The sequence below is a fragment of the Pseudomonas sp. GW822-FHT01E03 genome (genome assembly GCF_058802985.1).
In genome coordinates this window covers 1-26,002 of record NZ_JBXAOQ010000005.1, presented here as the reverse complement: position 1 = coordinate 26,002, position 26,002 = coordinate 1, and the positions used below count along the sequence as shown (strand labels likewise).

Sequence of the window (26,002 nt, the reverse complement as noted above, 5' to 3'; positions counted from 1 at the left end):
CATTCTTATTTCAGGAAAACGCACATGAATCTGGGAATAGCAGGACGCTGGGCGCTGGTATGCGCCGCCAGCAAAGGTCTGGGCAAAGCCTGCGCACAGGCACTCGTCCATGAAGGCGTGAACGTGGTGATCACCGCACGCGGCGAGCACACGCTCAATGAAACAGCCCGTGAGCTCAGAGCGCTAAATCCTGAAGTGACGGTCATCGCCGTAGCCGGAGACATTTCGACGGCCGAGGGTCGGGCGGCAGCGCTCATGGCCCATGAGCATTTCGATATCTTGATCAACAACGCTGGAGGCCCTCCCCCCGGGGATTTTCGCGAATGGAATCGCGACGCCTGGCTCAAGGCGCTGGATGCCAACATGCTGACGCCTATCGAGTTGATCAAGGCCACGGTAGACGGTATGGCGACACGTGGATTTGGTCGAATCATCAACATCACGTCGAGTGCCGTGAAGTCCCCTATCGAAAGCCTGGGCCTGTCCAACGGTGCGCGCAGTGGTCTGACAGGTTTTATCGCAGGGCTTGCCCGGCAAGAAAACATCGCCAGTCGCAATGTGACGATCAACAACCTGCAACCAGGCTCATTCGACACCGATCGATTGCGTGACAACCTGGTCGCTGCTGCCCAGGAGTCGGGGCAGGACAGCGAGGAATTCCTTGGCCAATGCCGTAGCGAAATTCCTGCCAAACGCTTCGGCTCACCCGAAGAGTTCGGTGCGCTGTGTGCCTTCGTTTGCAGCAACCATGCGGGCTACCTGACCGGGCAGAATCTGTTGATTGATGGAGGGGCCGTTCGCTCCAGCCAATAATGGGCAAGGGCTATGCAGGTGTACCCGGGCAATCAGGCTGGAGTTCGTGGCCTCGCCCGGGTGAGCATTGCTGATCAGGGTTTACGCGCAATGATCACCTGACTTTTCGCCACCACGGCATCCAGCGCCTGCTTGATCTGTGCGCCCCGTGGCGAAGCCAGGATCGCCTGCCAGGTATCCGCCCAGTGGTTAAGCAACGGATGGTCCGGGTTGCTGAAATCGACCTTGGCTTCCCAGAACAACAGCATCCACATCGACCAGTAGAACCCGTACTGGCTGTGGCTGATCACTTCCAGGCCGGCATCGCTGACCATGGCCTTGAACTGCTCTTCGCTGATGATGCGGATGTGGTTGGGCTTCTGGAAATACTCGGCCGCCGCGATATCTTTTTGCAGGTCCTCGGAGCTGGGGTGCGGGACGCTCAGCAGATACAACGCGCCCGGTTTGCCGACGCGTACCAGTTCAGCGAGGAACTGCGCCGGATCGTCCACGTGTTCGATGACCTCGGTCGACACCACCCGCGTGGCGGTCGCATCGGCAATCGGCAGCGGGTTGCAGTCGGTGACATGGCATTCGACGTCGCGGGCCGGTGTATCGCTCAGGCGCTGGCGGGTCGCTTCAACCTTGGCCGCGTCGATATCGGCGATGATGATCTTCGCCCCGCGCATCCCGCAGAAATGCACGTTGCCACCGTCGCCGCAGCCAACATCCAGCAGCGTGTCCTCGGGGGTCACCGGGAATCCGGTGAATAGTTCGCCGGTCTGCTGATTGAACCAGCCGCTGAGCATCGCATCGTGCAGGCCGAGCATGTAAGGGTCGACTTTCTCCGCCACTGGCGCTGCGGGCGGTGTCTCTGGCTGCACAGGCGCGGGCGTGCCCGCCGTGAGTTTCTTCAAAAGGCTCAGCATGAGGTGGCTCCAGAGGATGTGACGGCTGTTCGGGAAGTGCCCAGGCGTTTGACCAGCGAGGCGCCGCGGTTGCGCATGGGCATTTCGATGACGCGATAGTTGAGTTCGCTCAGCAGCACGATCAGGCCGCCAGCCATCAGCAACATCAAGATCGGATGGCCAGCCGGACTGGGCAGCCCGGCAGCCTGCAAACGGAAAATGAATTCACGAACCAGCAAGTAGGCCGGGATATGGATCAAGTAAATCCCGTAGGAACGGCTGCCGACCCACGTCATCAGGTTTTTGAACACGCCGCGCGGCAACAGGTAATCGCGGTTGTAAGAAGCGATCCAGACCAGCAGCGCGCACAGCACCGCAATCACGCCGATCCGGTAAGAGGTGAAGGTGAAACGATCCGTTGCCAGGAAGCTGAGCAGCAACGACAGCGCGATCGATGCGGCAACGCCCGCCCATGGACGACGCAAGAATTTTGGCTCCCAGCGCAGGTACGACGGTTGTGTACTCCACATCGCCAACAGCACGCCAAGGGCCAGCGCATCGGTGCGCACTACCATCAGGATCGGCGTGCGCAAGGTGAACAATTGCACCGCAACCAGCGCCAGCAACGCCCACACCAGGTGCTTGCGAAACAGCACGATCATCAGCGGAAACAGCAGGTAGAACTGCTCTTCCAGCGACAGGCTCCAGTACACGAAACTGGTGCCGTACTCGTAGTGATAAAAACTGTCGGCAAAGCGGAAATTGGCGTATTGGGCGATGCCGGCCAGGGTTGCCTGAATGTTCGCGTGCAGGGTGCCGAACGCGCCGGAGCGGTTGAGAAAAAGGCACGCCAGCAACATCAGCGCCAGCCATAACCAGGCTGAAGGGAGCAATCGAAAGGCCCGTCTCAACCAGAAATTACGCGTCTGTTGCCAATATTCCTGACGCGTTGTGCAACGGCGCAAGGCCGGGATCAGGCTGCGGGCAATGACGAAGCCCGAGATCGCGAAAAACAGATCCACGCCCCACCACGGCTGACCGTACAGCGTGATAACTTGCAACAACGGCACAGCCGCCGCGAACAGGCTGTCCTGCAGGTGATGAAACAGCACGCCAAGCACCGCAATGCCGCGCAACAACTCGATGTCCATGATCCGTTTTTCGTTGCTCATGCGCCCTCCTGGACATGAGGTTTGCGAGCAATGATCACCTGGCTCTTGGGCATGAACTGATCCAGCATCTGCTTGATCGCCAACCCGTCGGGCTGGGTCAGCAAGTCCTGCCAGGTTTTCGCCCAGCTCTCCATCAGCGGCGGATACGGCGCCTGAATCCGGTCGCGAACCGCGCCACCCAATTCACGCCCGGCAGCGCGCTCGCTGGCCCAGAAAAAAATCATGCCCATGACCCAGAAAAAACCGGACGCCTGGCGATGCTCGATGACCAGGCCCGCGTCTTCCACCAGTGCGGCGAATCGCTCGGGGCTGAAAATCTGTACGTGATTGGGCGATTGGAAATAGCTGGCCGGAGCGATGCCTTTCTGCAAATGTTCGCCTACCGGGGACGGTACGCTCAGCAGGTACAGCGCGCCGGGGCGACCCATGCGCACCAGTTCGGCCATGAAGGGTTCTGGCTGATCGATGTGTTCCAGTACTTCCATGCACACGACTTTGCTGGCGCAGCCCTTGGCCAATGGCAGCGGCAAACTGTTGCTGACCAGCCCCAGGCTCGGCTTGTCTGATTGCGCCGCCACTTGTCGGGCAAGCTCGCGGACCTTGTCGTGTTCACTGTCGGTGAAAATCACCGACGCGCCCTGGCGGACCGCGAACAAAGTCGCCACGCCTTCACCGCAGCCGACATCCAGCAAGGTGTCGTCGGCGGTGATGGCAAACCCCTTGAGCAATTCACCGCTGTCGCCGAGAAACCAGCCGTCGAGCAGGGCATCGTACAAACCGATGTCCCTGGGCGAGACCCGCGTTTCTGCTGGGGCGACCGCTACCGGTGCGGGCCGCAACTTCGCAAGCAGGCGCCGAATCATGTGCCCGACGCTTGTGCGCAGTTTGCTTCACGCCGTTGCAGCAACTGCTCGAACACCGCCTTCAGGCGCTGTTCGGCAACGGCCTGGCTGCAGAATTCCTGCAGGCTGCCCACGGCATGGGCCGACATTCGCTGATAGCGCTCGACGTCCTGTCTGGCGACGTCATGGCTGGCGGAAAATGCCGTACACAGTGAGTCCCAATCCGTGACGTAACGCAGGGTACGATACGCGGCGCGAGGATCGTGGGGCCAGGAGGTCAGTTCGTCGGTGCCTTCGACGATGAACGCGTTGTCACGGTCGATGTAGTCGGCCATGGCGGTGTTCAGCGGCGCAATGGCCGGCTTGCCGCAGGACATGAACTCCATCAACGGCAGGCATTGCCCTTCGCCGTAGGAGCAGTTGACGACGTAACTGGTGGCCTCGACCAGGCGCTCGTAGTCGATGTCGGACAGAAAGCCGTGGATCAGCACGATGCGGCACTGGTAGGACTGATTCTTGTAGACGTGGTGCAGCATGTCGTTCAAAGCGTTGGCGATGTCATGGTGCGTGAGCTTGAGCACCAGGGTCGCGTCGGGCGTGTCGCGAAAGGCAGTGCAGAACGCACTGATCATGTCCTTCCAGTTCTTGCGTCCGTCGTAGGGATTGAATACCGAGGTGTAGACCACGCCCTCGAGCACCAGCTCACAATCGCGCGGTGGTTGTTCGAAGGCGATCGGCGTGCCTTCGCGCAAACGTTCAGGGCCGTAGGGGCGCAAGTCCGTGGTACGACTGTCGATCAACAGCCCGCGCAGGTTCAGACGTGTGGGGCCCACGACCGGACGCTTGTCCAGAAGCTCGCCACGGGCGGCAAAACGGTCCCAGACAGGTGCTGCGATAGCGCTGATCGGGTAATCGGGGCCCATCACATCGCGTACGGCATTCACGGTAAAACTGGAGTGGGTGATCGCCGTCCCGCAGGAGCCCAACACCGTCCGCCAGTCATGCCGTGGTTCGCCCTGCCAGCTCTCGGTGGGAATGGTGCTGAACTCCCAGGCGAACACCGGAATCGTCGGGCACGCGTAGTGGACCGGCGTGCGATGCGGCGGGGAGAAGGACAGGAACACGCAGTCTTCGCCCCGGCTCAGGCAATCGAAATACAACCGATCGACCAGCTCGTCCGGGTTGCTGACCTCGATCACCTGCCCCAGCCGTTCGAGCACCGGGCGGAATTCCTTGAGGACGAAGTAATAGCTGTACTCGGGCCGCCCAAGATTCTGCTGGATGTTGCTCTTGTTGGTTTCCGAATGAATGATGATCAGCACGATGCAGCCCCCGTTTCGGCAACCACCGGCACGACGTCACGGACAGGTTCCTGTTTGAAGAACAGCGCCAGTCGCTGCTGCACCGGCGCGAAGCTGCAGTACTGGTGCATGCGTTCGCTGGCCGCGTCCGCCATGGCCTGCCAGGCGTCCGGCTGATTTTTTGCCATCGCGTAGCTGTTCTCATAAGCCGTTTTCAACGACCCCCAGTCCGGACGGTGGCGCAATGTGCGGTACAGGATGCGCGCGTCTTCCGGCCAGATCGTCGGCTCCTGGCTGGACTTGACGATGAAAGCCACACGCTCGTCGATGTAGTCGCGCATCGCCGTGTGGTTCGGGGCGATGACAGGCCGGGCGCAGGACATGAACTCCATCAGCGGCAGGCACAAGCCTTCGCAACGTGAAGCGTTGACGTAGTAGCTCGCCGCGCCATAAAGCCGGGCGAACTGCTCGTCCTGCAGATAACCGTGCATGACCACCACGCGACAGGCGAAGGGCGAGAGCTGGGACAGCAAGGTCATGAGCTCGACGTAATAGGTCGACAGGTCGTTCTGGGTCATCTTCAACACGAGCGTGGCGTCTTGCACATCACGCAGCGCCCAGCAGAACGCCGTGATCAGGTGATGCCAGTTCTTGCGCCCGTCATCGGGGTTGAACACGCTCACATAGATGACGCCATCGACCTCGATTTCCACCGTTTCGCTGGTGTCGGGGTAAGCCGCCTGCGGATGTTCGTCCTGCACGGGGGGTTCGCTGATTGCGGGCTCATCCGGCGCGGGCGCCTCGCCGACCGCGTGTTCAACCGGCAACGCTTGAGGTGTCCGAAATCTGGCCAGCCATGGGCGAACCGCATCCGGCACCAGATCGCGTACGGCTTCGCGATACCACAACAGCAGGTAGTGTCTGGTTATGAAGAGGCGTCGACGCAGGGTCAACGGCGGCACCGGAGGTTCAGGTTCGGGTTCCGGCTCGGGCTCGGGCTCGGCGATTTCCTGCGGCGGTTGCTCGATGATCGGCGCGATCAAACCATCGGCGGACAACCCCATCGAGCGACTGTCCAGGATGCAACCCTTGATCTGCAACGTGGCACCCGCGTTCACCGGCGTACCGGGATATTGCTGGCGGATACCGGCGAAGCGTTCCCACAAAGGCGTCGGCAGCACCAACACCGGGAAGTCGTCGCCCAGGGTCCGGCGGATGGCTTCGGCGGTGTGGGTGGACAAGGTGATCACTCGTCCCAGACGCGCCAGTGTCTGGCTCCAGTCTTGACGCGGATTGTTGTCCCAGTGCTCGGCGGGAATGCTGTCGAACTCCCAGGCAACCACGCACACCATCGGGCATTGCAAGTCGGTGGGGGTCTTGTGCGGTGGCGCGAACGAAATGAACAGGCCGTCCTGACCGGCCTGCTGCAACTGCCGATACAGCGGGTCGACCTCGGCGGCCGATGACACCACATGCACCGGCCCGAGGCTTTCGAACAACGGTCGGTACGCCTTGAGCACGAAGTAGTAACTGTATTCTGGACGGCCGAGACTCTGGCTGATGGAGCTGTCGTTGACGTCGGAGTAAAGAATAAAATTCATGGCATCCCACGGTGACGCCGCCATCCCGGCAGCCTCACGCTATGACGGGGAGGATACGGTTCGAGTCCGTGTTTACTGGCGCTCGTCCATCGTCTTCCTGCCCGTCTTCGTTCTTGTTTTAGTGGTCAGTTTCTCGCAGTTTCGAAGCGACGCTGCCGAACCCCGGGTAATCGTGACGAGGGGCATTCTAACCACATCCGTTGAGGATTCGTGAACCGCCCGACGAGAATAAATCAGGCTACGCAGACGAGAACTGATCAGTCACGGTTGGACCTGTTGAAATTGCCGAGCAAATGGCACAGATTGGCTACCAAACAACTACAACAAAACATTTCATCTGTCTTACGAGCGATCCTGTTGATTCGTGAGACCCTTCCATTAAGCCAGTAGCAAATGGATGAAATGTATGACCGGGGGGTCGCTGTTGAAAAAACGTCTGTTTGTCACGGGTCTGACTGGATTCGTAGGACAACACATCCAATCGCGTTTGCAGGCTGACGCCTCGGAATGGGAACTTCTGCCTGTTCCCGGCCGCTACGATCTTGCCGCGCCGGACAGCCTCGAAGGCTTGTGGCCGGTCATGCCCGATGCGGTGATCCACCTGGCCGGCCAGACGTTCGTCCCGGAGGCTTTTCGTGATCCGGCCGGTACCCTGAATATCAATCTGCTGGGCACCCTGAACCTGCTGCAGGCCCTCAAGGCGCGCGGCTTCAGCGGCACGTTTCTGTACGTCAGCTCCGGCGATGTCTATGGCCAGGTCGCTGAAGAGCAACTGCCCATCACTGAATTGCAACCAGCCTGCCCGCGCAATCCCTATGCCGTGAGCAAACTGTCGGCCGAGTTCCTGAGCTTGCAATGGGGCCTGAGCGAGGACTGGCCCGTACTGGTCGCCCGCCCGTTCAACCACATCGGTACCGGGCAGAAAGACAGCTTCGTCATCGCCAGCGCCGCCCGTCAGATCTGCCGGATCAAGCAAGGCCTGCAAGGGCCACAACTGGAGGTCGGGGACATCGACGTCACGCGCGATTTCCTCGATGTCGGGGACGTGGTCTCGGCCTACCTGGCCTTGCTGGAAAAAGGCACACCGGGGCAGGTCTACAACATTTGCTCGGGGCGCGAGCAGAGCATTCGCAGTTTGATCGAACAACTGGCAGATCTTGCCCAGGTCGACCTGCAATTGGTCCAGGACCCTGCGCGACTTCGCCGCGCGGATCAGCGACGTGTGTGTGGCAGCCCTGCCAGGCTGACCCAAACCACCGATTGGAAGCCTGAAATCACAACACAACAATCCCTGCGGGCGATCCTGTCCGACTGGGAGAAGCGAGTACGACAAGAATGACTAAAAGTGCATTGATCACAGGTATCACCGGCCAGGATGGCGCTTATCTGGCGAAACTGTTGCTCGACAAGGGCTACAAAGTCCACGGCCTGGTGGCGCGTCGCAGCAGCGACTCGCGCTGGCGCCTGCGCGAGATGGGGGTCGAGGCGGACATCGTCTACCTGGACGGCGACATGGCCGATGCCTGTTCAGTGCAGCGCGCGGTGATCAAATCGGCGCCGGACGAGATCTACAACCTTGCCGCACAAAGCTTTGTCGCGGCTTCCTGGGATCAACCGGTGACCACCGGCATCGTCGACGGCCTGGGCGTTACCCACCTGCTCGAAGCGATCCGTCAGTTCAGCCCGCACACGCGTTTCTACCAGGCGTCCACCAGCGAAATGTTCGGCCTGATCCAGGCCGAGCAGCAGGACGAGAACACCCCCTTCTATCCGCGCAGCCCTTATGGCGTGGCCAAGTTGTACGGCCACTGGATCACCGTGAACTACCGCGAAAGCTTCAACCTGCACGCCAGCAGCGGCATTCTGTTCAACCATGAATCACCGTTGCGCGGCATCGAGTTCGTGACGCGCAAAGTCACCGACGCCGCCGCCCGCATCAAGCAGGGCAAGCAGCAGGAACTGTGCCTGGGCAACATCGACGCCAAGCGCGACTGGGGCTTTGCCGGGGACTACGTCGAAGCCATGTGGCTGATGCTGCAACAGGACAAGCCCGATGACTTCGTGGTGGCCACCGGCGTCACCACCACCGTGCGCGAGATGTGCCGGATCGCCTTCGATCACGTGGGCCTGAACTACCGCGACTTCGTGAAGATCGACCCGGCGTTCTTCCGCCCGGCCGAAGTCGAAGTGCTGCTCGGCAACCCGGCCAAGGCCCAGCGTGTGCTGGGCTGGAAACCAAAAACCGACCTGGATACCTTGATCCGCATGATGATGGATGCGGACATGAAACGCGTCGCCAAGGAGTAGGCCATGCTGATTCCCGTGATTCTCTCCGGCGGTGCCGGGACAAGGTTGTGGCCGGTGTCGCGTGAAGGCCATCCCAAACCGTTCATGGAATTGCCCGACGGCCAGTCGCTGCTGGGCAAGACCTATCGGCGTGCCGCGGACCTGCTCGACGGCTGGGGCGATATCGTCACGGTGACCAACCGCGAGTACTACTTCCAGAGCAAGGATCACTTTCGGGACGCGCACCTTGGCCGCCATCGCGGACACTTCCTGCTGGAGCCGACGGGGCGCAATACGGCACCGGCCATTGCCGCCGCCGCCCTCTCCCTCCAGGCCCTGCATGGCGACGACGCGATCATGCTGGTCATGCCCGCCGACCACCTGATCGTCAATGTCGACGCACTGAAGGACGCGGTCGAGCATGCCGTGGCATTGGCCAGGCGCGGTCACCTGGTGACCTTCGGTGTCGTGCCGACCGCTCCGGAAACCGGGTTTGGCTACATTGAAGCCGGCACATCGCTGGACGATAAAGGCGCTGCCAGTGTGCGGCGCTTCGTCGAAAAACCCGACCTGCAAACCGCGACGCATTACGTGGAAAGCGGCAACTTCCTGTGGAACTCCGGGATGTTCTGCTTCTCGGTCGCCAGCCTGCTGGCCGAACTGCAAACCCATGCTCCCGACTTGCTGGAGCAGGCGCAGACCTGCATGGCCGCCAGCGCCGCGGTGGAAAACGCCGGAAGCCTGCAACAGGAACTGTCACCGGTCCTGTTTGGCGAAATCATGGATATTTCCATCGATTACGCGTTGATGGAGCGCTCCGACAAAGTGGTCGTGGTGCCGGCCCGTTTCGACTGGAGCGACATCGGCTCCTGGGGGGCGGTGGCCGCGCTGGTTCCAGCGGATGCACAGAACAACCGCACCGTCGGCGAATCGATTTTCATCGACAGCCACAACAACTTCGTCCAGAGCGAAAACCGTCTGGTAGCGACCGTGGGCGTGGATAACCTGATCATCGTCGACACCGCCGACGCGGTGTTGGTGGCCCACGCCGACCGTGCCCAGGATGTGCGCCGGGTGGCCAGGCAACTCAAGGATAAAGAGCACGAAGCCTATCGCCTGCACCGTACGGTCAGCCGGCCATGGGGCACCTACACCGTGCTCGAGGAAGGTCCGCGCTTCAAGATCAAACGCATCGTGGTCAAGCCCGGCGCCAAGTTGTCGTTGCAGATGCACCACCATCGCAATGAACACTGGGTGGTGGTCGAAGGCATGGCCAAGGTCACCAACAATGGCACCGGCACGCACCTGGTGGCCAAGAACGAATCGACCTTCATTGCCGCCGGTCACAAGCATCGCCTGGAAAATCCCGGCGTGATCGACCTTGTGATCATCGAAGTGCAAAGCGGCGAATACCTGGGAGAGGACGACATCGTCCGCTTCGAAGATCAATACGGCAGGACGGTTTGAATGCTGCGTAATCTTTACCAATCGCTGTGGAGTTACCGGGGATTCATCCTCGGCAGCGTCAAACGGGAGTTTCAGGCGCGTTATCGCAACTCGCTGTTCGGTGCCCTGTGGACCGTGCTCAATCCGCTGTCGATGATCCTGGTCTACACGGTGATCTTCTCCACCATCATGCGCGCCCGCTTGCCGGGCGTGGACGACGGGTTGGCCTACAGCGTCTACCTGTGCGCCGGCCTGCTGACCTGGGGCCTGTTCGCCGAGATCACGACGCGCAGCCAGAGCATGTTCCTGGAAAACGCCAACCTGCTGAAGAAAATCAGCTTCCCGCGCATCTGCCTGCCGGTCATCGTGCTGCTCAATGCCGGGATCAATTTCGCGATCATCCTGGGGTTGTTCCTCGGTTTCCTGCTGATCAGCGGACGGCTGCCCGGCATGGCGCTGCTGGCGCTGGTACCGTTGCTGGTCCTGCAAGTGATCTTCGCTGCGGGGCTGGGGATGATTCTGGGCGTGCTCAACGTGTTCTTTCGCGACGTCGGGCAGTTTTTCGGCATCTGCCTGCAATTCTGGTTCTGGCTGACGCCGATCGTTTATCCGCTGTCGATCCTGCCGTCGGGCATCCAGCGCTTTATCGAGCTGAACCCGATGACGGCACTGATGAACAGCTACCAGAACCTGTTTCTCTACAACCAATGGCCAGACTGGAGCTCGCTGGTCCCGTTGCTGGTGATCGGCCTGTTGTTCTGTGGGATGGCGCTGCGGCTGTTCCGCCAGCGTGTCGGTGAAATGGTGGACGAACTCTGATGGGACATATACGTGTCAGTGGCCTGGGCAAGGCCTACAAGCAGTACCCGAATCGCTGGAGCCGGCTGTTCGAATGGCTGGTGCCGTTTTCCCGCACCCGGCATCACCTGCACTGGGTCCTGCAAGGGGTCGATTTCGAGATTCAGCCGGGTGAAGCCGTGGGCATCGTCGGGGTCAACGGTGCGGGTAAAAGCACGCTGTTGAAGATGATCACCGGCACCACCCAGCCCACCTGCGGCGACATCCACTTGCAAGGACGTGTGGCGGCGCTGCTGGAGCTGGGCATGGGCTTCCACCCGGACTTCACCGGTCGGCAGAACACCTTCATGGCCGGCCAGTTGCTCGGCATGCAGGTCGAAGAAATCGAAGCGCTGATGCCAGAGATCGAGAGCTTCGCCGAAATCGGCGAGGCCATCGACCATCCGGTTCGCACCTATTCCAGCGGCATGCAGATGCGCCTGGCGTTCAGCGTGGCCACCGCGCGGCGGCCGGACATCCTGATCGTCGATGAAGCGCTGTCCGTGGGTGACGCCTACTTCCAGCACAAAAGCTTTGATCGCATCCGCAACTTCCGCAAGGCAGGTACCACGTTGCTGATCGTGTCCCATGACCGTTCGGCGATCCAGTCGATCTGCGACACCGCCATCCTCCTGGAGAACGGGCGCATGGCCATGCGCGGCAAACCTGAAGAAGTGATGGACTACTACAACGCCATGCTCGCCCAGCGCGAGGGCCAGACGGTGCGTCAGGAAATGCTCGCCAACGGGCAGGTGCAAACCATTTCCGGGACAGGCGAAGCGGGCATTCTCAGCGTCCGCCTGCTTGACCCCAAGGGGCGTTCGGTGGAGGTGGCTGAAGTCGGCCAGGCGATGGTCCTGGAAGTGCAGGTCGAGGTGCGCCAGGACATCGAGCGACTGATTCTCGGCTTCATGATCAAGGATCGCCTTGGCCAGCCCATGTACGGCATCAATACCCACCGGGTGGACAAAGCCCTCACCGACCTGAGTGCCGGCGAACGCGTCACCTACCGTTTTGCCTTCGACATGCGCCTGGGCAAGGGCAATTATTCGGTGGCCCTGAGCCTGTCGCGGCTGGATTCGCACCTGGATCGCAATTTCGAATGGCGTGACTACGGGCTGGTCTTCCACGTGATCAACAATCGCCAGGAAGACTTCGTGGGTTGCTCCTGGCTCGAAGCGCAGACCAGCGTGACCCGTTCCAGTGAGAATCGGGTGGAATCCATTGGGGAAACACGATGACCAGACTGTTGGTGGAATGTACCTACGTCTTCGAACACCCGGATGCCAACTCGGGCATCCAGCGGGTCGTTCGCAATGTGATTCAGCAATTGCCGGCCGCGAACGCCCGGCGCGAATGCGTTCCGGTGGTGATGATCAATGGCGCGTTGTTCGAGGTGAAAAGCCTGGCGCCCTTGCCGACCGTCAAAGTGGATCTGGTGAGCCTGCGGGTGAAGCTCGAACAGTTCGCCAATCAGTTCTGGCTGCGCCACCGCGCGCTGGAGCGACGCCGTCCTTTCAGCCAATCGAAGTTCGCCCGCCGGGTGCTTTACGTCGGTTGCCGTCTGACCGCGTTCGCCTGCCTGAGCCTGCCGATGCGCCTGCTCGATCGGGCACTCAAGGGCCAGAAGGTTCCCGAGCGTTGCGTGCCGTTGCAGCATCGTGCCGGCGACCAATTGGTGCTGCTGGACTCGTCCTGGCACGCCAACTTCTTCCCCCTGGCCGAACAACTCAAGCGTGACGGGGTCGGCATCGTTTCGGTGATCTACGACCTGATTCCCCTGACCCACCCGCAGTTTTGCGACGCAGGATTGGTGAAGGTCTTCAACGAATGGTTCGACTGGATCGCCCGCACCGCTGATGGCTACGTGGCGATCTCGACCACCATCCGCGACCAGGTCCGCCAGGAGATGACCCGCAGGATCGGTACCGCGCAGGTTCAGCAACGCTGGTTCGACTATTTCCACCTCGGCTCCGAACTCGACCTGACCGATGCCCGGTCTACCGTCGACCCGGGGCTGCTGCAGATGTTCAAGACGCCGGACCCTGTGTTCCTGATGGTCAGCACCATCGAGCCGCGCAAGAACCATGCGTATCTGCTGGACGCGTTCGAGCGCGCCTGGGCGGCCGGCTCCAAAGCCCGGTTATGCATCGTCGGCAAGATTGGCTGGAAATGCGAGACGCTGATCGAGCGTATACGCCAGCATCCGCAATTGAACCTGCGTTTGTTCATGTTCAACAACCTTTCGGACAAGAGCCTGGAACACGCCTATTCCCACGCGACATCGCTGGTGTTCCCGTCCTACGTCGAAGGGTTCGGTTTGCCGCTGGTGGAAGCCATGCAGCGAGGCCTGCCGGCCATGGCCAGCGACATCCCGGTGTTCCGCGAAATCGGTGGCGAGTACATGGCGTATTTCGACCTCTCCGACCCGCAGAACCTGGCCGATCTGGTCATCGACATGGAAAGCGGCGGCGCATTTCCCGCGCCCCTCAACCTGGATAACTGGCGTTGGCTGAGCTGGCGCGAGGCGAGTGCGCAACTGGTCGAACGCATCCAGCGCAATCTGCACAGCGATACGAAGGTGCCTGAGAGTCAGCATGCGAATTGCCCTTAACGCCCGCATCCTCCAGGCACCGCGCACGGGCATCGGTCAGTACGTCGCCGAACTGGCGACGGCCCTGGCCCGCGAATCGGACGTCGAGTTGTCGTTGTTCCACGGCTGGGGCTGGAGTTCGACTCTGCCTGAGGCGGCGATGCCCGGTTACTCGCGTCTGACGCCGTTGCTGCGACAGATTCCGGGGGCCTATCAGGCGCGGCGCTGGCTGGAGCAGAAGCGTTTTGATCAGCGCCCCGCCCAGGCCATCGATCTGTATCACGAGCCAAGCCTGTGGCCGTTGTCGTTCAACGGCCCGACCATCATCACACTGCATGACCTCACGCACCTGCACTATCCCGACACCCAACCACCGGCACGCCTGCGCGAAATCGAGCGGCGACTGGCCGACGGCGTACAGCGGGCGCGGCTGATTCTGACGGACTCGCAGTACATCGCCGAGCAAGCGCAGGCCTGGTTCGCACTGCCGGCCGAGCGCTTCGTGGTGGCACCGCTGGGTGTGGCCGCGCGCTTCCACCCCCGTGAACCCGAGGCCATCGATCAGGTCCTCAAGGCCCACGGCGTCGAGGCGCGGGAGTATTTCCTTTGCGTCGGTACCCTGGAGCCACGCAAGAATCTGACCCTGGCCCTGCGCGCCCATGCCCGGCTACCGGAAACCGTGCGCCAGCGTTTTCCGTTGCTGATCGCCGGCATGGCCGGCTGGCAACGTCAGCAGTTCAACGACGAATTACGTTCGGCCCTCGCATCAGGTCATGTGTGCCTTCTGGGGTACTTGTCGGACGACGATCTGGCGCAGCTACTGGCCGGAGCCCGGGCGCTGGTTTTCCCTTCGTTGTACGAGGGGTTCGGCCTGCCGGTGCTGGAAGCCATGGCCAGTGGCACTCCGGTGATTCTGACGGGTGAGTCGGCGATGCCGGAGGTCGCTGGCGATGCCGGCAACTACATCGAGGCGCACGACCCCGACTCCTTGCGCGATGCCTTGCTGCGGTTGATCGACGACCCGGCGCATTGGCAGGTCTGTCGCGAGGCAGGCTTGCAGCGAGCGAAGCTTTTTTCCTGGGAGCGTTGCGCGACGGTGACCGCCCGCGCCTACCGCCAGGCAATGGAGAACTGATATGCGCGTTCTGCACTTTTATAAAACCTACTTGCCCGACTCCATGGGTGGCATCGAACAAGTCATTTTCCAGATGAGCGAAAGTGGCGCGCGCCATGGTGTCGACAGCACTGTGCTGACCCTGAGCAATAATCCGGCACCGGGCGTGTTGCAGATCCGCGAGCACCAGGTGCATCAGGCCAGGATGGATTTTCAACTCGCCTCCACCGGTTTTTCCTACAGCGTGTTCAAGCAGTTTCGAGAGCTCGCGGCTGAAGCCGACGTGGTCAACTATCACTTCCCCTGGCCCTTCATGGACCTGGTGCATTTTGTCAGCGACATCAAAAAGCCCAGCGTGGTGAGTTACCACTCCGACATCATTCGCCAACGCCATCTGCTCAAACTGTACCGTCCGTTGATGCGTCGGTTCCTGGACAGCGCGGATCGAATCGCCGTGGCGTCCCCCAACTACTTTCACACCAGCGACGTGCTCAAGGACTACCACGATAAGACCCGTGTCATCACCTATGGCCTGGACAAGTCGGGTTATCCGACGCAAGACGCGGCGCGGACCGAGCGCTGGCGCCAGAAGCTGGGGGACAAGTTCTTCCTGTTCGTCGGTGTGATGCGCTACTACAAGGGGCTGCACATCCTGCTTGAAGCGATGCAGGGGCTGAACTATCCCGTGGTGATCGTGGGCGCCGGCCCGCTGGAAGCGGAGCTGCATGCCCAGGCCAGGGCGCTGGGCCTGCGGAACCTGCACTTTCTCGGGTTCCTGGGCGACGAAGACAAGGTCGCCTTGCTCGAGTTGAGTTATGCGGTGGTGTTCCCGTCGCACCTGCGCTCCGAAGCCTTTGGCATTTCGCTGCTGGAAGGCGCGATGTATGGCAAACCGATGATCTCCAGTGAAATTGGCACTGGCACCAGTTACATCAACATCCATAACGAGACCGGGCTGGTGGTGCCACCGAGCAATCCATCGGCGTTTCGCGAGGCGATGCGCACGCTTTGGGAAAACCCGGTGCTGGCGGCGCAAATGGGCGAGAAGGCGCAGGCCCGTTATCAAAATCTGTTTACCGCGGACGAAATGGGTCGCAAATGGGCAGCGCTGTATGAGGAACTGCTGGAAGAAAAAGCCCTCGCCTACGCATGAGGTTTTTTTGCAGATCCGAGTTGTCTCTGCTGCTGCGCTCCAACAGTGTTACGATCCCGCGACTGTAGATTTTCCATGGCTTGCGCAGGATGTGTGCAAGCCGTCGACTCTCCCTATTGGCCCCCCCGACTTTCTGCTGACCGCCTATGCAACGCCTGCTCAATGACCGCCTGGACTGGAACCTGCTGCGCACCTTTCGGGTGATTGGCCAGGAGCAGAGCATCAGCCGCGCTGCCGCCCGCCTGCACCTGACGCAACCGGCAGTGAGTCAGGCGCTCAAGCGCCTGGAGGAACAACTGGGCCGCCAATTGATTGCCCGTCGCGGGCCACGTTTTGCCCTGACTGAAGTCGGCGAGCAGATCTTCGCCCTGGCCGGGGAAATCTACGGGCAAATGTCCCAGGTCAGTAGCGTGCTGGAACAACCGGCCGACGAAGTGATCGGCAAAGTGCGGTTGCTGATCATCAGCCGGATCTTCTCCGAGCGCTTTGATGACTTTCTCGCCGACTTCCATCGTCAATACCCGCGAGTGGACCTGGAAGTCGATGTGATGCGCAGTTCCGACATCGTCAGCGCCCTCCAGGAAAAAACCGCGACCCTCGGCCTGAGCCTCAATCGGCGCCCGCAGCCACGCCTGGAGCAGCGCTTGTTCCTGCGTCAACGCTATGCTTTTTTCTGCGGCAAGCACCATGGGATGTTCGGCCAGCAGGACGTCGCCGAAGGGGATTTGCAACGGGAGAACTTCGTCAGTTTCACCAGTGACCAGATCGGCGGCATGCTCTCGCCGCTGACGATTTTCCGCGATCAGCAGGGTTTCAGTGGTCGCATCGTCGCGTCCTCACCGAGCCTGGAAGAAGTCCGGCGACTGGTGATCGCCGGCTTCGGTATCGGCTGTCTGCCCGAACACGTGGTGGCGGCCGACGTCGACGCCGGATTGCTCTGGCGCCTGCCGCCCCACGAGGGGATTGCCGATGTGGACATTCATTTGCTGTGGAACCGCGAACAGCGCATGAGCCGTGCCGAGACGATCTTTCTCGAAAGCCTGCAACAACGGCTGACGGACTAAACGCGCAAGACTTGCGTCACCGGTTCACCGGCCAGCAAGCGTTCGAGCAAGCGCGGCTCGCTGCGATCCGAAGCCAGCGCCTGATCGATGACTGCCACCGCCGATGCCGTGTCGAGAAACAACACGCCGTTGTCGTCCGCCAGCACCCAATCCCCCGGCTGCACCGTCACGCCGGCGCAGTGGATGGGCTGATTGATGACGCTGTCGCCACGACCGTGCAGCTTGGTGGTCAACAGGCTGGTGCCTCGGGCGAACACCGGCAACCCGGCTTCACGCAGCTCCAGCAGATCGGTCACTGCACCATCCACCACAATACCCACAGCCCCGGCACAGCGCGCTGCGCAACTGGTCACCGCACCGACCGGCGCGTGCCGATGATCGCCACCGGTGTCGATCACCAGCACGTCGCCCGGCCTGATTTGCGCCAGGGCCCGGTTGACGGCAATGGCATCGGCGCCCACCAGTTTCAGGGTCAACGCACGGCCAACGACTTTCACATTGGGCACCATGGCCCGCAGTTGCGGATCGGCAAAACCCTCTTCGAGAAAGTGCCCGAGGGTCGGAAAGCTCACGGCCTTGAGCTGTTCGATCAGTTGCGACTCATCCATGCTGCGGCTCCCCGGCAATCAGTTCGGCAACACAGTCGATCTCCAGCGATACTCCCCACAATGCCACGCACACCGTGGTGCGCGCCGGTGGCGCATGGCCCAGGAACTCGCGGTACACGGCATTGAACGGCTCCAGTTGCGCGGGGTCGGTCAGGTAGGTATTGACCTTGATCACATGGCTGAAACCGGAGCCCGCCTCGATCAGGATCGCTTCGAGATTGCGCAAGGTTTGCCGTACCTGCTCGGGGAAATCAGCAGGCTGTTCGTCGAGGCTGCCGTGGGCCGGAATCTGCCCGGCGGTGAACACCAAGTGGCCGCTGACCACGGCCTGGGAGTAAGGCCCGACCGGGCCGATGTAGCCCGGGGCCGATTGAATTCTGCGCATGTTGTAGAACTCCAGATGTCAGGCCGTAGCCGATTTGAAGGGTTTACCGGGGGCCGGATCGTCTGTGGGGACGACGCTGGGGATCTCGCTGATGTCCTTCTTGAAGGTCTCGGTCAACAGCAACAGTGCCACCAGGGAAATCAACGCCGCACCGATCATGTACCAGGCCACCGACGAACCTTTGCCCGTCGCGGCCAGCAATGCCGTGGTGACGATGGGCGTCGCCGCGCTGCCGAGCAGGCCGGACAACATGTAGCTGATGGACAAACCGGAATAACGCACCCGGGTGCCGAACAGCTCGGCGAGGAAGGTCGCGATCGGCCCGTAGTTGGCGGCGAACGCGGTCATCAACAACAGATAACCGAACACCACCATCGACAGCTCCTTGGTGTCCATCAGCCAGAACATCGGGAACGCCACCAGCGCTTCGGCGATGATGCCGCCGACAATGATCGGTTTGCGTCCGAAGCGGTCCGAAAGCGCACCGAACACCGGCAACATGACAATGCACCAGGCGCAGGACAGCAGCACCACACCGAGCATCACGCTGCGGCTGAAGCCGAGGTTCTGTGTGCCATAGGTCAAGCCGAACGCCACGATAATGTTGAACGAAGCGCCCGTGGACATGGTGGCAATACCCCCCAGCAGCACTTGCTTCCAGTATTTGCGGAATACTTCCGCCAACGGCATTTTCACTTGCACTTCGGCTTCCTTGACCTTGTTGAAAGCCGGGGTTTCCGAGATGTTCAGGCGGATATACAAACCGACGGCGATCAGCAACACGCTGGCCAGGAACGGAATACGCCACCCCCAGGCCAACAGATCCTCCGGGGACAGCCACGCCGCGATCAACAGGAATGCCAGGTTGGCAATCATGGTCCCGGCCGGCACACCGATCTGCACCCAGGAGCCGTACAAGCCACGCTTGTTGGCCGGCGCATGCTCCACCGCCATCAGCACCGCCCCGCCCCATTCGCCCCCCAATGCCAGGCCTTGCACGACCCGCAGCAGCAACAACAGGATCGGCGCCCAGATACCGATGGTTGCAAAGTCAGGCAACAAGCCGATGGCGAAGGTGGCCGCGCCCATGGTCAGCAGCGAGATCAACAGCATCGACTTGCGCCCCAGGCGATCACCGAAATGCCCGAACAACGCCGCGCCGACAATCCGTGCCAGATACGCCGAAGCGAAGGTGCCGAAAGCCAGTAGCGTTCCGATCAGCGGCACGAAATCCGGGAAGAACACTTTGTTGAACACCAGCGCTGAAGCCGTGGCAAACACGAACAAGTCGTACCACTCCACGGTGGTGCCAATCACACTGGCCACCGCGACTTTTTTCATACTGATTGCAACTTCCGGTGGTGCGCCGGACTTTTCTGCGGACGATAGATCGCTCATCACTGTCTCCAGGAATTTATTTAATTGTTTTGACTGGCAGTAAAACGGTTGAGGCGAAGGTTGTTGTTATGACTTACGGGAAGCTGGTCCCTGTAGGAGCGAGCCTGCTCGCGATGAACTCAAGAACACCGCGTTTAACCGGCAAACACGCGAAATCGTTAACGACCATCGCGAGCGAGCTCGCTCCTACCGGGGGTGTGTTAGTTCAATATCCCAATACTCGGTCGGCACAGTTGAGTAACGGCTCGCCAGCATTCAGGCGACGGAAGTTCTCCGCTACTTGTTCGGCAATACAGTCATGGGACGCCGCCGAAGCCATATGCGGGGTGATGGTGACACCGGGCATTGTCCAGAGCCGGTGATCGACCGGCAGCGGTTCCTGCTCGAACACATCCAGCAAGGCGCCGCGCAAATGTCCGCTCGCCAGGGCCTGTTCGAGATCGTCGATGTTCAAATGACCGCCCCGGCCACAGTTGATCAGTGCCGCGCCGCTGGCAAGCTGTTCGAAAGTGGCTCGTCCGAGAATCCCGCGGGTTTCGCTGGTGAGTGGCAACAGGTTGATCAGCAACTCGACGCCGTCGAGAAAAGGATGCAACGCATCACCCCCGGCGAACGTGCGCACACCGGGCAAGTCCTTGCTGCGCCGCGCCCAGCCGCGCACGTCGTAACCGGCTGCGACCAGATCCAGAGCAATCGCACTGCCCAGCGATCCGAGCCCCATCACACCGACCTTGAACTGCCCCGCCGCCCGTTGCAGCGGCCGCTCCCAGCGTTGCTCCCGCTGGTGCGACAACACCTGATCGAAACCGCGGTGATAGTGGATCACCGCCCAGCGCACGTACTCGGTCATCCCCTGGCGATGGCCCGGGTCGACCACACGGCAAACCGGCAGGTCCGGGCACGACGGATCGTGATCGAGGTGATCGATACCGGCGGCCACCGAGTGAATCACCTGCAGGTTCGGCAATGCGCCGAGACTGCCCGGCAAGGGAAACCAGCACGCCGCCATCTGTGCATTGGCGGCCCGGGAATCGTCGGCCAGCACGGCGGTGAGCTGCGGCGCACTGCGGGCAAACGCCGCCTGCAATTGCTTGAGCAGTAAGGTGTCGCGGGACAGCAGAACCACAGTGTTGATGACGGCGTTCATGACAAATATGACTCGCGCTGGGATTCGATCAACGTCAGGGCGGCCTCCCAGGCCAGGTCGATGATGTTGTCCTGCTCATCACGGTCGAACTGCTCGGCGGTGTGCGCGCAGACTTCCGGCGACGGGTAATGCAGTGCCGAACCACCGGCCAGCGCCTGCACCTGGGCCTGACAGGCCCGCTCCAGGAAGTGGATTTCCTGGAACGCCTGGGCCACGCCCGATCCACCCACCAGCAAACCGTGGTTGCGCAGGATCATCGCCCGGTGCGGACCGAGGTCGGCAATCAAGCGCTCGCGCTCATCCAGCGACAGCGCGATGCCTTCATAGGTGTGATAGGCCAGCTTGCCGTAGAACTTCAGCGCATGCTGACTGATCGGCAGTAGGCCCTGCTTCTGCGCCGCGACCGCCATGCCGGCCGCCGTGTGGGTATGGATCACACAGTTCAGGTCCGGACGCGCCATGTGGATCGCCGAGTGAATCACGAAGCCGGCAGCGTTGACCCGATGGCCCGCGTACTCCGGGTCGACCACCCGCCCTTCCTGATCGATGCGCACCAGGTCCGAGGCGCACATGCGGTCGAAGATCACCCCGTAGCGGTTGATCAGGAAGTGATGCTCAGGCCCCGGAATCCGCAGGGTGATATGGGTGTCGATCAGGTCGGTCATGCGAAAGTGCGCGACCAGTCGATACAGCGCAGCCAGTTCGCAACGGGCTTGCCATTCAACCGGGTCGATGTGTGCAGGTTTACTCACGAATACACCTCTTTAGCAGCGTGGGTGACGACCGGGTTGGCGCGCAGGCGGGCCAGGCCGCAAACACCGATCAGGGACAGGGCCGAGAGCAAGGTGAAGAACACCGCCAGCGGCAACCATTGTCCGGAAAACTTGCTGGCCAGCAGGGTGCCGATCAGCGGCGTGGTGCCGCCGGCCACGGCGCAAGCCAATTGGTACGCGATGGAAATGCCCGAGTAGCGCAGGTGCACCGGGAAGGCCTGGGTCATGTAGCCGGCGATCACCGCGTAAAGCGCCGAGAGAATCACAACTGCCAGGGCAATGCCGGCAGTCATGAACACAATGTTCTGCGTGCCTACCAGCAGGAACATCGGGTATGGCGTGACCATGCAAAGCAACGCGACCCATTTGAGAAAACGACCTTCGCCGATACGTTCGGCGATCAGCGCCGAGAGCGGTTGTGAGAGCAACTGGATGACGGTCACCAGAAACAGGCAATCGAGAATCGTCGATCGGGCAATGCCCTGATATTGGGTGACATAGGTGATCATAAAGGTGTTGGTGAAGAAGAACCCGGCCGAGCCGATGGTCACGGCAGCGGCGGCGAACAGGATCTGCCGCCAGCAGGTACGGATCACGTCCATCACCGGGTATTTGGCGGTCTCGTTGTTGTCCTTGGCCTTGGCGAATTCCGGCGACTCGTGAACGCCGGAACGGATCAACAGCCCGACCATCATCAACACGCCGCTGGCGAGGAACGGCAAGCGCCAACCCCAGGCGAGGAAATCCTCTGGCTCAAGGGACGTCACCAGACGGAAAGCGATCAGTGCCAGCAACAAACCGGCGGGACTGCCGAGCTGGGCGAACGATGCGTAGAACGTCTTGTGCTTGGCCGGCGCGTGTTCGCTCGCCATCAACACCGCCCCACCCCACTCACCACCGACCGAAATGCCCTGAATGACACGCAGCACGATCAGACCAATGGGTGCCCAGATGCCGGCACTGGCGTAGCTCGGCAACAGGCCAATACCCGCCGTGGCAACGCCCATCAAGGCCATGGTCACCAACAGCATTTTCTTGCGCCCGAGACGATCGCCCAGATGACCGAACACCATCCCGGCCATGGGACGGGCAATGAAGCCGACCGCGAAACTGCCGAACGCCGCCAGGGTACTCATGACCGGGTCGCTGCTGGGGAAGAACACTTGCCCAAGGACCAGCGCCGCCGCGGTGGCGTAGATGTAAAAGTCGTAGAACTCGATGGTCGTGCCAATGAAGGCAGCGGCCGCGGCTCGGCGCGGTTGGGGAGTAGTGTGCATGCAAGGACCCTGTGTACTTATAGTTTTTGGGCAGGTGTTAAGGCTGATGACGGTTGCGCTCTGTGGCACTTGTGGGCTTTATCGCTTCCATGCCAGGATTAGTCAATTTTCAATTCCTTATCTTTACTATTAGCACCGCTACTGCATGAGGTTTTATGCCTTCTAATTCCAACCCGTGGGTCGGGCGTCGCTTTCTCAATGACCGCCTCGACTGGAACCTGCTGCGCACCTATCTGGTCATCGGCCAGGAAGGCAGCATGAGCCGCGCCGCCGCGCGACTGCACATCACCCAGTCGGCCGTCAGCCAGGCGCTGAAACGACTGGAAGAACAACTGGAATGCGTGTTGATTGCCCGCAGCGGACGACGCTTTGATCTGACGGAAACCGGGGAAGAAGTCCTGCGCATAGCGGCGGATATCTACGGAGATATTTCACGCCTGGGGACGGTAGTGGAGAGTCGCCACGACGACGTGGTGGGCAAGATCCGCATCCTCACCGTCAGCGGTGTGCAGGCTCGGCATTACGATGACTTCCTCGCTGATTTCCATGAAACCCATCCGAAAATCGAGCTGGAAGTCGAGGTGATGGGCAGCTCGAACATCATCAGTTCGCTGCTGCAAAAAACTGCGACAGTCGGCGTTGGCCTGTGCCGCTTGCCACAGCCACGACTGGAACAACGGGTACTGTTTCGCGAGACCTATGCTTACTTTTGTGGCCAACGTCACCGGCTGTTCGGGCAACAGAATCTGACCCTGGAACAACTGGCGGCGGAAAACTTCGTCAGCTTCACCAGCGATCAACTCGGCGGCAATCTTTCACCCCTGACGCTGTTCCGCGACCAGCAAGGCTTCACCGGCAAGATCGTCGCCTCCTCCACCAGTTTCGAAGAAATTTACCGCTTGATCTGCGCGGGTTACGGCATCGGCGCCTTGCCCACCCATCTGGTGCGCCGGGATGTCGAGCAAGGTCTGCTCTGGCGCTTGCCGCCGGAAGACGGGGTGGTGGATTTCGATATCCAGTTGCTGTGGAATCGCGAACAGAAGATGAGCCAGGCCGAAACGGTGTTCCTCGAGAGCTTCCAGCACATGCTCAGCATCCGTGAGCCTGTGCTGTGAAGCCATGAAGGTTCAGACGTGAGGATCGCCCGGTGCCTTGCTCGGCGCTGCGTACTGCGGCTTGAGGTGCCCGTCCTGATCAAGTAGCCAGGCGTCCATGATCTCCCGCACGACCGGTCCAGCGACGCGACCACCGGCCTCGCCGTTTTCGATCATCACCGAAATCACGATTTTCGGGTGCTCGGCCGGGGCAAAACCGACAAACAAGGCGTTGTCGCGGTTACGCTCGCGGGTTTTCTCCCGGTTGTAACGCTCACCCTGCTTGATCGCCACCACTTGCGCGGTACCACTCTTGCCGGCGATACGGTACTGCGCGCCCGCGGCTGCGGCCCGGGCAATCCCGCGGGCATCGTGCATCACCATCTGCATGCCATGGTTGACCTGCTCCCAGTCGCGAGGATCCTTGAGCAGAATGTTCGGCATCGGATGCTCATCCACCGGCGCGACACCGTCCACGGTTTTGGCCAGGTGCGGGCGATTCCACACGCCTTTGTTGGCAATCAGCGCCGTCGCCTGGGCCAACTGCAGTGGCGTGACCTGCATGTAGCCCTGGCCGATACCGAGAATCACCGTCTCGCCCGGATACCAGGCCTGACGACGGGTAGCGCGTTTCCAGGCTTGGGATGGCATCAGGCCGGGGGACTCTTCATTCATGTCCAGGGAAACTTTCTCACCTAGTCCGAACATGGCCATGTAGTCGTGCAGACGATCGATACCGAGCTTGTGTGCCAGGTCATAGAAGTAGGTGTCGTTGGAACGCATGATCGCCGCATCCATATCCACCCAGCCGTCGCCGCTGTGGTTCCAGTTGCGGTATTTGTGATCGAAATCCGGCAGCTGGTAATAACCGGGGTCGAACACACGGGTCTGTGGCGTGACGACACCGGCATCGAGGCCAGCGATTGCCATTTCCGGCTTGATGGTCGAACCCGGCGCATAGAGACCGCGCAGCACACGGTTGAACAGCGGTCGGTCGATGGAGTCCCGTAGCGTGGAGTACTCCTTGGAACTGATACCGGTGACGAACAGATTCGGATCGAAACTCGGGTTGCTGACCATGGCCAACACTTCACCGGTCGAGGGATCCAGTGCGACCACCGAGCCACGGCGATCGCCCAAGGCTTGCTCGGCGGCTTCCTGAAGCTTGACGTCGAGGCTCAGGACAATGTTTTCGCCTGGCACCGGGTCAGTGTGCTTGAGCACTCGCAGCACGCGGCCCTGGGCATTGGTTTCGACTTCCTCATAACCGACATGGCCGTGCAGTTGCTTCTCGTAGAATTTTTCAATCCCGGTCTTGCCGATGGATTGGGTGCCTCGATACTCCACGGTATCCAGAGCCTTTGACTCTTTCTCGTTGATACGTCCGACGTAGCCGACCGAATGGGCGAAGTGCTCGCCCAATGGATAATGCCGAACGAACTGAGGCTCGACATCGAGGCCCGGCAAGCGGAACTCGTTGACGGCGAGTACGGCAATTTGCTCTTCGCTCAGTTCATAGAACAACGTCACGGGTACGAAGGGGTGACGTGCCTGCTTCATCGCCTTGTCGAACTGCGAGCGGTCTTCAGCGGGCAAATGCAGGAGATTGACTACCTCGTCCAGCTCTTCGTTTACATCGGTAGCACGTTCGCGGGTGATGGTCAGGTTGTAGCTGGGACGGTTATCCGCGAGGAGTACGCCGTTGCGGTCGTAGATCAACCCGCGAGTCGGTGTAATTGGCAGGACATGTACGCGATTGTTTTCGGAGATGGTCGAGTGATAGTCGAACTCGACTACCTGCAGGACATACAGGCGCACTACCAGCGCACAGGTGACAGCGGCAACGAACAAGCCGCAGGCCATCAGCCTTTTATTGACCAGGCGTGTCTCATTCTCGTGGTCCTTGATGGGTATCGGTTCGGGCATTTCTACAGCAACTCTTTGAAAAGAATGCCGATCCGTGGGCGCAAACTCAGTCCATTAAAAATGAGCTGCACCTTAGCAAAAGCGCGGAGTCAGGTTTATGTGATTTTTTTTACAATGACCTTGTAGGAGCGAGCTCGCTCGCGATGGACGCCAACGATGACGCGGGAAACCTGACGCCCCGCAGCGCTCGCGGGTTTTTCGCGAGCGGGCTCGCGCCTACAGGGACGCCAAAAACAAAACCCCTACCTGCATACGCAGATAGGGGTTTCGGAATTTAATCTTGAC

Annotated in this window: 23 protein-coding genes; 11 read left to right on the top strand and 12 right to left on the bottom strand. The window is 60.8% G+C overall.

What is annotated here, in order from left to right:
* Positions 1-24: 24 nt before the first annotated feature.
* Positions 25-813 (top strand): SDR family oxidoreductase, encoded by a 789-nt coding sequence (locus tag AC1RP7_RS11520; RefSeq protein WP_102671056.1) that lies wholly within the window; start codon positions 25-27, stop codon positions 811-813.
* A gap of 74 nt (positions 814-887) precedes the next feature.
* Here the strand turns inward: AC1RP7_RS11520 and AC1RP7_RS11515 are convergent, their stop codons facing one another.
* The 5 genes from AC1RP7_RS11515 to AC1RP7_RS11495 are packed head-to-tail and all read right to left on the bottom strand — an operon-like array spanning position 888 to position 6,616.
* On the bottom strand, positions 888-1,721 hold the full coding sequence (locus AC1RP7_RS11515; RefSeq protein ID WP_493180673.1) for a class I SAM-dependent methyltransferase: 834 nt from the start codon (positions 1,719-1,721) through the stop codon (positions 888-890).
* The gene (locus AC1RP7_RS11510) at positions 1,715-2,872 is read right to left on the bottom strand and encodes an acyltransferase family protein (RefSeq protein WP_493180672.1); all 1,158 of its coding nucleotides are present in this window, start codon (positions 2,870-2,872) and stop codon (positions 1,715-1,717) included. Before AC1RP7_RS11510 ends, AC1RP7_RS11515 begins: the two co-directional genes overlap by 7 nt.
* The gene (locus AC1RP7_RS11505; protein ID WP_493180671.1) at positions 2,869-3,735 is read right to left on the bottom strand and encodes a class I SAM-dependent methyltransferase; all 867 of its coding nucleotides are present in this window, start codon (positions 3,733-3,735) and stop codon (positions 2,869-2,871) included. The genes AC1RP7_RS11510 and AC1RP7_RS11505 overlap by 4 nt, the downstream gene beginning before the upstream one ends.
* Positions 3,732-5,036: a glycosyltransferase gene (locus tag AC1RP7_RS11500; protein WP_493180670.1), complete on the bottom strand. Its 1,305-nt coding sequence runs from the start codon at positions 5,034-5,036 to the stop codon at positions 3,732-3,734. The genes AC1RP7_RS11505 and AC1RP7_RS11500 overlap by 4 nt, the downstream gene beginning before the upstream one ends.
* Positions 5,030-6,616: a glycosyltransferase gene (locus tag AC1RP7_RS11495; RefSeq protein WP_493180669.1), complete on the bottom strand. Its 1,587-nt coding sequence runs from the start codon at positions 6,614-6,616 to the stop codon at positions 5,030-5,032. Before AC1RP7_RS11495 ends, AC1RP7_RS11500 begins: the two co-directional genes overlap by 7 nt.
* A gap of 424 nt (positions 6,617-7,040) precedes the next feature.
* On the opposite strand from AC1RP7_RS11495, the gene AC1RP7_RS11490 reads away from it, so the two are divergent.
* The 9 genes from AC1RP7_RS11490 to AC1RP7_RS11450 all read left to right on the top strand — a co-directional run bounded on the left by AC1RP7_RS11490 (position 7,041) and on the right by AC1RP7_RS11450 (position 17,109).
* Entirely contained in the window at positions 7,041-7,955 is a 915-nt protein-coding gene (locus tag AC1RP7_RS11490) for a GDP-mannose 4,6-dehydratase (protein WP_493181007.1), read from the top strand.
* Positions 7,952-8,923 carry a GDP-mannose 4,6-dehydratase gene (gmd, locus tag AC1RP7_RS11485; RefSeq protein WP_057713902.1) on the top strand — a complete coding sequence of 324 codons (972 nt, stop codon included), beginning with the start codon at positions 7,952-7,954 and terminating at the stop codon, positions 8,921-8,923. Before AC1RP7_RS11490 ends, gmd begins: the two co-directional genes overlap by 4 nt.
* A gap of 3 nt (positions 8,924-8,926) precedes the next feature.
* A complete protein-coding gene (locus tag AC1RP7_RS11480; protein ID WP_489338994.1) occupies positions 8,927-10,369 on the top strand; it encodes a mannose-1-phosphate guanylyltransferase/mannose-6-phosphate isomerase in 1,443 nt (480 codons plus the stop codon).
* A complete protein-coding gene (locus tag AC1RP7_RS11475) occupies positions 10,370-11,167 on the top strand; it encodes an ABC transporter permease (RefSeq protein WP_493180668.1) in 798 nt (265 codons plus the stop codon). It begins immediately after the preceding gene.
* Positions 11,167-12,426 (top strand): ABC transporter ATP-binding protein, encoded by a 1,260-nt coding sequence (locus tag AC1RP7_RS11470; RefSeq protein ID WP_090456967.1) that lies wholly within the window; start codon positions 11,167-11,169, stop codon positions 12,424-12,426. The genes AC1RP7_RS11475 and AC1RP7_RS11470 overlap by 1 nt, the downstream gene beginning before the upstream one ends.
* Complete coding sequence (locus tag AC1RP7_RS11465) at positions 12,423-13,799, top strand: glycosyltransferase family 4 protein (RefSeq protein WP_493180667.1); 1,377 nt, start codon at positions 12,423-12,425, stop codon at positions 13,797-13,799. Before AC1RP7_RS11470 ends, AC1RP7_RS11465 begins: the two co-directional genes overlap by 4 nt.
* Positions 13,783-14,913: a glycosyltransferase family 4 protein gene (locus tag AC1RP7_RS11460; protein ID WP_489338996.1), complete on the top strand. Its 1,131-nt coding sequence runs from the start codon at positions 13,783-13,785 to the stop codon at positions 14,911-14,913. The genes AC1RP7_RS11465 and AC1RP7_RS11460 overlap by 17 nt, the downstream gene beginning before the upstream one ends.
* Before the next feature lies 1 nt (position 14,914).
* Entirely contained in the window at positions 14,915-16,045 is a 1,131-nt protein-coding gene (locus AC1RP7_RS11455; protein ID WP_090456972.1) for a glycosyltransferase family 4 protein, read from the top strand.
* 146 nt (positions 16,046-16,191) lie between these two features.
* Entirely contained in the window at positions 16,192-17,109 is a 918-nt protein-coding gene (locus tag AC1RP7_RS11450) for a LysR family transcriptional regulator (RefSeq protein WP_046043224.1), read from the top strand.
* Here AC1RP7_RS11450 and AC1RP7_RS11445 read toward each other — a convergent pair.
* The 6 genes from AC1RP7_RS11445 to AC1RP7_RS11420 form a co-directional block, all read right to left on the bottom strand.
* The gene (locus AC1RP7_RS11445) at positions 17,106-17,717 is read right to left on the bottom strand and encodes an RraA family protein (RefSeq protein ID WP_493180666.1); all 612 of its coding nucleotides are present in this window, start codon (positions 17,715-17,717) and stop codon (positions 17,106-17,108) included. The two genes, AC1RP7_RS11450 and AC1RP7_RS11445, sit on opposite strands and share 4 nt — an antisense overlap.
* Positions 17,710-18,102, bottom strand: a complete 393-nt coding sequence (locus tag AC1RP7_RS11440; protein ID WP_493180665.1) for a RidA family protein — start codon at positions 18,100-18,102, stop codon at positions 17,710-17,712. Before AC1RP7_RS11440 ends, AC1RP7_RS11445 begins: the two co-directional genes overlap by 8 nt.
* A gap of 18 nt (positions 18,103-18,120) precedes the next feature.
* Positions 18,121-19,500, bottom strand: coding sequence for an MFS transporter (locus AC1RP7_RS11435; RefSeq protein ID WP_057713892.1), 1,380 nt, complete (start codon positions 19,498-19,500; stop codon positions 18,121-18,123).
* 205 nt (positions 19,501-19,705) lie between these two features.
* Positions 19,706-20,647, bottom strand: a complete 942-nt coding sequence (locus AC1RP7_RS11430; protein WP_191622268.1) for a 2-hydroxyacid dehydrogenase — start codon at positions 20,645-20,647, stop codon at positions 19,706-19,708.
* Positions 20,644-21,399: a class II aldolase/adducin family protein gene (locus AC1RP7_RS11425; RefSeq protein WP_493180664.1), complete on the bottom strand. Its 756-nt coding sequence runs from the start codon at positions 21,397-21,399 to the stop codon at positions 20,644-20,646. The genes AC1RP7_RS11430 and AC1RP7_RS11425 overlap by 4 nt, the downstream gene beginning before the upstream one ends.
* Entirely contained in the window at positions 21,396-22,697 is a 1,302-nt protein-coding gene (locus AC1RP7_RS11420) for an MFS transporter (protein ID WP_493180663.1), read from the bottom strand. Before AC1RP7_RS11420 ends, AC1RP7_RS11425 begins: the two co-directional genes overlap by 4 nt.
* Before the next feature lie 155 nt (positions 22,698-22,852).
* Here AC1RP7_RS11420 and AC1RP7_RS11415 point away from each other — a divergent pair, with 155 nt between their 5' ends.
* A complete protein-coding gene (locus tag AC1RP7_RS11415) occupies positions 22,853-23,812 on the top strand; it encodes a LysR family transcriptional regulator (RefSeq protein WP_057713890.1) in 960 nt (319 codons plus the stop codon).
* Positions 23,813-23,824: 12 nt separating this feature from the next.
* On the opposite strand, the gene mrdA is transcribed toward AC1RP7_RS11415, so the two are convergent.
* On the bottom strand, positions 23,825-25,717 hold the full coding sequence (gene mrdA / locus AC1RP7_RS11410) for a penicillin-binding protein 2 (protein WP_493180662.1): 1,893 nt from the start codon (positions 25,715-25,717) through the stop codon (positions 23,825-23,827).
* Between the last annotated feature and the right edge of the window lie 285 nt (positions 25,718-26,002).

Coding starts and splice junctions, on each gene's coding strand:
- AC1RP7_RS11430 (WP_191622268.1), bottom strand. CDS start 20,647: ATGAACGCCGTCATCAACACTGTGGTTCTGCTGTCCCGCGACACCTTA.
- AC1RP7_RS11505 (WP_493180671.1), bottom strand. CDS start 3,735: ATGATTCGGCGCCTGCTTGCGAAGTTGCGGCCCGCACCGGTAGCGGTC.
- AC1RP7_RS11445 (WP_493180666.1), bottom strand. CDS start 17,717: ATGGATGAGTCGCAACTGATCGAACAGCTCAAGGCCGTGAGCTTTCCG.
- AC1RP7_RS11475 (WP_493180668.1), top strand. CDS start 10,370: ATGCTGCGTAATCTTTACCAATCGCTGTGGAGTTACCGGGGATTCATC.
- AC1RP7_RS11460 (WP_489338996.1), top strand. CDS start 13,783: ATGCGAATTGCCCTTAACGCCCGCATCCTCCAGGCACCGCGCACGGGC.
- AC1RP7_RS11435 (WP_057713892.1), bottom strand. CDS start 19,500: ATGAGCGATCTATCGTCCGCAGAAAAGTCCGGCGCACCACCGGAAGTT.
- AC1RP7_RS11420 (WP_493180663.1), bottom strand. CDS start 22,697: ATGCACACTACTCCCCAACCGCGCCGAGCCGCGGCCGCTGCCTTCATT.
- AC1RP7_RS11440 (WP_493180665.1), bottom strand. CDS start 18,102: ATGCGCAGAATTCAATCGGCCCCGGGCTACATCGGCCCGGTCGGGCCT.
- AC1RP7_RS11515 (WP_493180673.1), bottom strand. CDS start 1,721: ATGCTGAGCCTTTTGAAGAAACTCACGGCGGGCACGCCCGCGCCTGTG.
- AC1RP7_RS11455 (WP_090456972.1), top strand. CDS start 14,915: ATGCGCGTTCTGCACTTTTATAAAACCTACTTGCCCGACTCCATGGGT.
- AC1RP7_RS11510 (WP_493180672.1), bottom strand. CDS start 2,872: ATGAGCAACGAAAAACGGATCATGGACATCGAGTTGTTGCGCGGCATT.
- mrdA (WP_493180662.1), bottom strand. CDS start 25,717: ATGCCCGAACCGATACCCATCAAGGACCACGAGAATGAGACACGCCTG.
- AC1RP7_RS11480 (WP_489338994.1), top strand. CDS start 8,927: ATGCTGATTCCCGTGATTCTCTCCGGCGGTGCCGGGACAAGGTTGTGG.
- gmd (WP_057713902.1), top strand. CDS start 7,952: ATGACTAAAAGTGCATTGATCACAGGTATCACCGGCCAGGATGGCGCT.
- AC1RP7_RS11450 (WP_046043224.1), top strand. CDS start 16,192: ATGCAACGCCTGCTCAATGACCGCCTGGACTGGAACCTGCTGCGCACC.
- AC1RP7_RS11495 (WP_493180669.1), bottom strand. CDS start 6,616: ATGAATTTTATTCTTTACTCCGACGTCAACGACAGCTCCATCAGCCAG.
- AC1RP7_RS11415 (WP_057713890.1), top strand. CDS start 22,853: ATGCCTTCTAATTCCAACCCGTGGGTCGGGCGTCGCTTTCTCAATGAC.
- AC1RP7_RS11520 (WP_102671056.1), top strand. CDS start 25: ATGAATCTGGGAATAGCAGGACGCTGGGCGCTGGTATGCGCCGCCAGC.
- AC1RP7_RS11465 (WP_493180667.1), top strand. CDS start 12,423: ATGACCAGACTGTTGGTGGAATGTACCTACGTCTTCGAACACCCGGAT.
- AC1RP7_RS11470 (WP_090456967.1), top strand. CDS start 11,167: ATGGGACATATACGTGTCAGTGGCCTGGGCAAGGCCTACAAGCAGTAC.